This is a genomic window from Verrucosispora sp. ts21 (assembly GCF_002879555.1).
GTDB classification, from domain to species: Bacteria; Actinomycetota; Actinomycetes; order Mycobacteriales; family Micromonosporaceae; genus Micromonospora; species Micromonospora gifhornensis.
Window position 1 is genome coordinate 69390 of record NZ_PNOZ01000029.1, and the last position, 6735, is coordinate 76124.

The 6735-nt window shown below is 70.1% G+C and carries 5 protein-coding genes; all 5 read right to left on the reverse strand.

The features are described 5' to 3' along the window. Positions 1-13: 13 nt before the first annotated feature. Positions 14-937 (reverse strand): 3-oxoacyl-[acyl-carrier-protein] synthase III C-terminal domain-containing protein, encoded by a 924-nt coding sequence (locus C1A38_RS14925; RefSeq protein ID WP_102658438.1) that lies wholly within the window; start codon positions 935-937, stop codon positions 14-16. Next, on the reverse strand, positions 934-2253 hold the full coding sequence (locus tag C1A38_RS14930; RefSeq protein WP_102658434.1) for a glutamate synthase-related protein: 1320 nt from the start codon (positions 2251-2253) through the stop codon (positions 934-936). Before C1A38_RS14930 ends, C1A38_RS14925 begins: the two co-directional genes overlap by 4 nt. Next, positions 2250-3266, reverse strand: coding sequence for an asparagine synthetase A (locus C1A38_RS14935; RefSeq protein WP_102658435.1), 1017 nt, complete (start codon positions 3264-3266; stop codon positions 2250-2252). The genes C1A38_RS14930 and C1A38_RS14935 overlap by 4 nt, the downstream gene beginning before the upstream one ends. Positions 3267-3562: 296 nt before the next feature. Next, positions 3563-3769: an MbtH family protein gene (locus tag C1A38_RS14940; protein ID WP_013734734.1), complete on the reverse strand. Its 207-nt coding sequence runs from the start codon at positions 3767-3769 to the stop codon at positions 3563-3565. Positions 3770-3803: 34 nt separating this feature from the next. Further along, a partial coding sequence (locus C1A38_RS14945) for a non-ribosomal peptide synthetase (RefSeq protein ID WP_146017556.1) occupies positions 3804-6735 on the reverse strand: 2932 nt, incomplete at its 5' end.

Below are 6735 nucleotides of genomic sequence, written 5' to 3' on the forward strand. Positions count from 1 at the left end.
CGAGGTCGACGGGTCAGTGCCGCAGCACGGCGGCGGTGAACGTCGCGCCGAGCCCGACGGCGGCCATCAGGTACAGATCACCCGGGCGTAGCCGGTCGGCCGCGCGGGCATGGACGTAGTTGACGAACGGATCGGCACCGAAGCAGTGCCCGGTGGCCGCGATGTTGTCCAGGTAGACCCGGTCCAGCGGCACGTTCAGCAGCTGACAGGTCCACGACCAGGACAACTTGTTGACGTTGTGGGGCAGCAGCAGTGCCAGGTCGTCGACCTCGACCCCGGCGTCACGGCACGCCTGCCGGATCACCTCGGCCAGCACCTCGTTGTGGTCCTTGACGAAGTCCGGGTGCAGGGGCTGCGGTGGGACCGACTCGGCGAACTGGCCCAGGGTGCGGGTGGCCACGCCGAGCAGCCGGTCCCGTTCACCGTTCGCGGTGACCAGGCAGGCGGCGGTGGCCTCCCCCATCACGGTGCTCTCCGGGATGGTCTCCAGCAGCGGCATGAAGGCCTTCTCGCCGGTGAGCACCAGGGCCAGGGCGTCCGGGTCACCGTCCGCGGCGAGCAGCCGGCCGGCGAGGTCCACCGCGAGCAGACCTGCGGCACAGGCGCGCTGGGTCAGGGTGAACGCGACCGCGTTGGGTAGGCCCAGCGTGCTGCAGACGTCCTCCAGCAGGGTCTCCCCGGCCCGGTCTGCCGGAACGATGGTCCGGCCCAGCACGACGTAGCGGACCCGGTGTTCGTTGCCGCGCAACTCCGTCAGCGACTCGACCGCCGCGACCAGCAGCGGTCGCAGATCCTGCCCGGGATCGCGGAGCACCTTCTTCAGCCCGAACAGGCGCCGGTAGGTCCACATCTGCTTCGGGTCGGCGTCGACACAGATGTCACCGATGTCCACGCTCAGCGCCGGCAGGTGACATCCGACGTCCAGCAAGGCGGTCATGCCGGGCTGCCGATCGGTGCGGTACGCGCCGGTGACACGGCCGTCGGGGTGGCACCCGGCCACCAGAGGTCCTCGTCGGTCAGTGCGTCGGCGCGGTACTTGCCGACCGAGCTGACCAGCAGCCGGGCCTCCAGCGCCAGGGCCTCGACCAGCCGGGTGAGGCCCTGCTCGGGATCCTCGTCGACCGCGAGCAGCGCGGCCCTACCCAGACCGACGGCGGTGGCGCCCATCGCCAGTGCGCGGACCGCCCGGCCGCCCTCCCAGATCCGGCCGGTGGCCAGCAGGCAGCCCTGAGGGCGGCCGATGCGACGCAGACACTCGCCCAGCGGCAACCCGACCTGATCGAGGAACGTCCGGGGTGCCCACCCCGTGCCGCCCTGCGCGCCGTCGACGGTCACCGCGTCACTACCGGCCTGCCAGGCCGTGGTCGCAGCCGACGCCACGTCGCGGCCGGGGTGGAACTTCACCCACACCCGGGCCCGCGGGAAGTTGTTGCGCATGAACCGCACCTGCTGGCGCAGGATCTCCTCGGTGAAGGTTCCCGGGGTGGCGCAGCGCAGCCACCGGTCCGGACCGAGGATCTCCCGGACGGCGAACTGACCGGCCAGCCGGGCGGCTTCCTCGGCGTCCACCGCGGTCATCCCGCCCAGTCCCGGCTTGGCGCCCTGACCGGTCTTCAGCTCGAAGCCCAACCGGCCCGAGTCGCGCAGCTCGCGCACCGACGTGTCGCTGTAGACGAGGTTCCACACCTCGGAGTCGGCGTCCTCGGTGCTCTGCTGCACGACCACACCACCGACCCCGGGCGGGCACTCCTGCGCGTAGGCGCGCAGCCGGGCCAGGATCGGCGACTGGCTGGCCTCGGCCCGCCGGTACCCGCCGACCGGCACCATGTTCTCGCCGATCACCATCGGAATGCCGAGCCGGCCGGCCTGCCGGCTGGCGGCGATCCCCGCGTCACCGGAGGCGACCCGGGTCGAGCCGAACGCGGAGACGTACACCGGCAACGGCGAGTGGAAGCCGCCGATGACGGTGGTCAGGTCCACGTCCTCGTGCAGTGGCTCTCGGCCCAGGTCGATCAGCTTCTCCAACCGCCGAGGCATGAACACCGGCGGCACCAGGCGGGCCAGGTCCAGGTCGTCGGTGATGCCGGAGGGGCCGGACAATTCCTCGTCACCGGCGCCGTGCAACTGTCGGCCGTACGTGTCGACCGGCGGGAACACCGCGGCCACGCCCTCGCGGGCCCGCTGCCGGATCAGCCCCTCGGGCAGCCCCGGCGCGTAGACCCCGCCCCGCTGCGTTGCACCCTCAGCGCTCACGGCGAGACCACGCCGGGAAGCTTCGGGTACGCGCTGACCTGCCAGAGTGCGTCCAGGCCGGTCAGGAACCGGATCAGGCGCTGCAACCCCATGCCGAAACCGGCGCTGGCCGGCAGGCCCTCGCGCATCAGCCGCAGGTACCAGTCGTACTTGGCCGGGTTCTCGCCGCTCTCCCGCATCCGGGTCACCAGGGTGGCGTAGTCCGCCTCCCGCTCGCTGCCGCTGACCAGCTCCCCGAAACCGCCGTGGGCGATCAGGTCGAAGTTGCGCAGCACTCCCGGGTCCTGGGGGTTCTCCCGGTCGTAGAAGCCCCGCGATCCCTTGGGGTAGTCGGTGATGAAGAAGGGCCGGTCGGCCTCCCGGGACAGGATCTCCTCACCCGCCCAGTTGATCTCGGCGTCCGGGCTCTGCGGGTGACCCTGGTCGCGCAGCCGCTGGACCGCCTCGGTGTGGGTGCAGCTGTCGAACTTGCCGGTCAACAGCTCGGCGAAGTCGAGCGGGTCACGGCCCAGCTGCCGCAGCACGTCCGGCACGGTGTCGAACACGTGCGCGACGACGTGGGTGAGCAGCCCGGCGGCGGTGTCCATCGCGTCCTCGCGGGTACCACCGGCGATCTCGACGTCGATCTGGTGGAACTCCACCAGGTGTCGGCCGGTGTCCACGGTCTCCGGCGGTTCCACCCGGATGTTCGGGGCGATGTAGAACAGCTTCGGGAAACCGCGCAGCGACGCCTGCTTGTAGAGGATCGCGCTGGTCATGATCTTGTACGTGTGGCCGTAGAAGTCGACATCGAGGGCCTTGGCGCCCCGGGCGCCCGGGTCGGTGACCGGCCCGATCAGCGGGGGCAGCAGCTCGGTGAAGCCCTGGCTGCGCAGGAACTCCCGCGCGGCGTACAACGCCTCCTGCTGGACCGCCATGGCGGCCCTGGTCTTCTCGGCGATCAGGTGCTCGCCGAGGAGACCGGGGTAGGCGGCGGCTTTTCTCACCGCCACCGTTTGCTCTGCCTGGTACATCTCGCCTCCCGGGGTCTTTGCTCGTACCTGGTTACGACGGCCGGCAGCGCCGACAGCAGACGTGTCGAAGTGTGCGAATCACGCACCGGAGATTTGCACCGGCTCGCGGTCGACCCATTCGGTCGCGCTATTTCCCACACGTCGAATATAGGAGTGCCCGGGGGTGGCAGACGGTAGTTGGAAGGGCAGAAAGGCGGGCAGTCGAAGCGGCAGTGACCGGCGTGTGGACACGACTGAGCGGCCCCTGCTCACGAGGTGAGCAGGGGCCGCTGGAGGTGATCTGACCTGGCGTTTCCTTACGCGTACTGCGCCACCAGGCTCCGCGGTCGGATGTCGGTCCAGGAGCTCTCCACGTACGCCAGGCACTCCGCCCGGCCGGCCGGCCCGAAGGCCGTCTGCCAGCCGCCGGGTACGGCGGCGAAGACCGGCCAGAGGCTGTGCTGGGCCTCGGCGTTCACCAGCACCAGGAACGTGCCGTTCTCGTCGTCGAACGGATTCGCCATGTCATTTCCCTTCTCGAAGGTTTCCGGAGTTCTCTTATGCCAATTCGGCAAGTCTTGCGGCGAGCTTCTCGCCGATTTCCGCGAGTGGTTCCCGTTCGGTCATCCGAAGATGAGTGGTGGCCACGTCGTGCCACTCGATGACGCCGCTGAAGTGCTCTTCCCACAGTTTCGGTGCCGGGCCGTCGGCCACGCCGGCCCGGCCGGCGGAGAAGAACAGCAGGTCACCGGCGACGACCCCGGGCCGGTACGCGGCCATGATGTCGGCGTGGTTGACTGCTGCCCGGACCAGGGCGTGGACCTCGCCGGGGGTGAAACCGGCGAGCACCGGGTCGCGCCGGCGCAGGACCTCGACCACCGCCGCCGGGTCGTACCGGTCGAGGAGCCCGTCCGGCAGCTCACCGGTCTCTCCGTCGTCGTCGCCGAGCAGCATCAGCATGGTCTCGCGCTCGGTGCGCGGCCGGGCCGCCTCCTCGACGGACACCGGGTAGGCGTCCATCATGGCCAGCAGTTCGACCTCCTCGCCGGTCTGTTGCAGCGCAGTGGCCATCGCGTGTGCGACGACCCCGCCGAAGGACCAGCCGAGCAGCCGGTACGGGCCGTGCGGTTGCACCCGACGGATCTCCGTCAGGTACTCCTCGGCCAACTCGGGTACTCCTGCGGCCCGGTAGCCGGGCAGGCTCAGCGCCCGGGTCTGGAGGCCGTAGATCGGCTGCTCCGGGCCGAGGTGCCGGGCGAGTCCGGCGTACGACCAGCTCATGCCGGCGCCGGGGTGGACACAGAACAGCGGGCGGTGTCCACCGGACGGTTGCAGCGGCACCAGGACCTCGGAGGCTTCCCCGCGCCGCGTGCCGTCGAGCAGCCCGGCGACGGTCGGCCGGTCGAACAGGTCGCGGACCCGGATGTCGAGACCCATCGTGTCGCGGATCCGGCTGACCAGCTTGGTGGCGAGCAGTGAGTGTCCGCCGAGTTCGAAGAAGTTGTCGTCGACGTTGACCGCTGCGACGTCGAGGGTTTCGACGAACAGGCCGCACATCAGGTGTTCGTCGGGGGTCCGGGGGGCTCGTCCGCTGCGTTGTCCCTGCTGAGGGGCGGGCAGGGCACGCCTGTCGAGTTTGCCGTTGGCGGTGACGGGGAGTTGGTCGAGTACCACCACCGCGTTCGGCACCATGAAGTCGGGCAACGTGCGGGCGGTGAGCTGACGTACGGTCGCCTCCCAGTCGCGTGGGGCGGCCGCCTGGGTGGGGACGACGTAGGCGACGAGTCGCTTGTCGCCTGGCCGGTCCTCGCGGACGACGACGGCGACCTGCCCGATGCCGGGGTCCTCGCCGATGGTGGCTTCGATCTCGGCCGGTTCGATGCGGAAGCCCCGGATCTTGACCTGACCGTCGGCTCGACCGATGAAGCGGAGTCGACCCTGGCTGGTCCAGGCGACGAGATCGCCGGTGCGGTACATGCGAGCGCCGTCGGGGTCGTACGGGTCGGCGACGAAGCGCTCGGCGGTCAGCCCCGGCCGTCCGAGGTAGCCGCGGGCCACCTGGTCGCCGGCGAGATAGAGCTCGCCGGTGGCGCCGAGGGGTACGGGGTTGAGGTGTTCGTCCAGGACGTAGGTGCGGTTGTTGTCGAGGGGGCGGCCCAGGTGGATGCCGGGGAACTCGCTGCGGTTGGTGTCGAAGCGCTGGTGGTGTGAGGCGAAGGTGACTTCGGTGGGGCCGTAGCTGTGGACGACGACGGTGTTGGGGCAGTGGTCGAGGACTCGCTGCATGGCGGCTGGTGAGGCGGTGTCGCCGCCGGTCCAGACCTCTTCGAGTCGGGCGAGGGTGTCGAGTCCTTCGTCGGCCATGATGTGGAACAGGCCCATGGTGAAGTAGGCGGCGGTGATCTGGTGCCGGGTGATGGTGTCGGCTAGTTCTGCCAGGTCGGCGCCTTCTCCGGAGGCGATGACGAGTTCGCCGCCGAGGAGTAGTGGTACCCACATCTCGTAGGTGGAGGAGTCGAAGCCGTAGTTGGAGTGGACGAGCATCCGGCGGTGGTGGGCGGCGTTCCAGCAACGGTCGGCGGCGAGTTCGCGGACGTTGTGGTGGGTGACTCCGACCCCCTTGGGCCGGCCGGTGGAGCCGGAGGTGAACATGACGTACATCAGGGAGCGGTCGTCCAGGGGCAGGTTCAGGTCGTCGTCGCGGCCACCGGTCGGGCCGTCGAAGGGCACGATCACGGTGCCGTGCTCCCGCTCCGCGGCCAGGGCCGGGTTGGTCTCGGCGTACCGGTCGACCAGCAGCACCGGAGCCGCCGAGTCCGTCATGATCGTGCGTACCCGGGCCGGTGGGAGGGTGGTCCCGACCGGCACGTACGCCGCACCGCACTTGAGGACCGCCAGGCTGGCCGCGATCAGATCCGCACCCCGGTGCATCAGGACGCCAACGGTGGACTGGGGTGTGACGCCGGCCGCGATCAGACGGTGGGCCAGCCTGTTGGCGCGTCGGTTCAGCTCGGCGTAGCTGATCCGCTGCTCGCCGAAGGTGACGGCGGTGTGGTCGGGGGTGCGCCGGGCCTGCTCCTGGAAGGCTTCGTGAACGCAGCCTCGGGTGGGCGGGACGGTGGTGTCGTTGTAGGCGACGAGGAGTTGGTGGACCTCCTCAGCGCTGAGGAGGTCCAGTTCACCGACGCGCTGTTGCGGGTCGGCGACGGCCGAGTGCAGCAGTCGGCTGAGTCGTCCGGCGAGGAGTGCGGCGGTGTGCTCGTCGAACAGGTCGGTGGCGTATTCGAGGGCGCCGTCGAGTCCGGCGGGTGCGCCGGTGGCGTCGGTCAGCTCACCGACGGACAGGGTCAGGTCGAACTTGACGGTACCGATGGCCAACGGGATGTCGCTGCCGGCGAAGGGTGAACCCGTGGTGTCGGTCGGAGCGGTGTTGTTGACCATCAGCATGATCTGGAACAGGGGGTGGTGTGCGGTGGTGCGGGTGGGGTTG

Coding starts and splice junctions, on each gene's coding strand:
- C1A38_RS14925 (WP_102658438.1), bottom strand. CDS start 937: ATGACCGCCTTGCTGGACGTCGGATGTCACCTGCCGGCGCTGAGCGTG.
- C1A38_RS14935 (WP_102658435.1), bottom strand. CDS start 3,266: ATGTACCAGGCAGAGCAAACGGTGGCGGTGAGAAAAGCCGCCGCCTAC.
- C1A38_RS14940 (WP_013734734.1), bottom strand. CDS start 3,769: ATGGCGAATCCGTTCGACGACGAGAACGGCACGTTCCTGGTGCTGGTG.